Here is a 244-nt window from a genome sequence, read left to right as displayed (position 1 = left end):
CGACGAAGCCGAGAGCCGTGCCGATCAGGAGCACCCCGAGGAGCAGCGTCAAGCGCGACCGCTGCCGCGAGCGGATGGTCAGCAGCGCGAGCAGCACCGCGATCGGAACCGTCGCCCACGCCGCGTACAACGGATTCGACAGGGTCGACAGCGCCGCCGTGGCGCCGAGCGCGACCAGGAGACCGACGATCCCGGACGCGCGGTCGAGCGCGCGACGCACCAGACCGACCGAGAGCACGACCGC

At 72.5% G+C, this 244-nt stretch carries 1 protein-coding gene; it reads right to left on the bottom strand.

The window, feature by feature from the left end; genetic code table 11:
• The coding region (locus SB773_RS34080) for a hypothetical protein (RefSeq protein WP_410594915.1) at window positions 1-244 on the bottom strand (244 nt) is incomplete at both ends.

Origin of the sequence: Bacillus sp. SIMBA_074 (genome assembly GCF_046534555.1) — a bacterium.
GTDB lineage: Bacteria > Bacillota > Bacilli > Bacillales > Bacillaceae_G > Bacillus_A > Bacillus_A mycoides.
The sequence above is the reverse complement of the archived record's forward strand: the minus strand, read 5'-3'. Positions and strand labels throughout refer to the sequence as shown.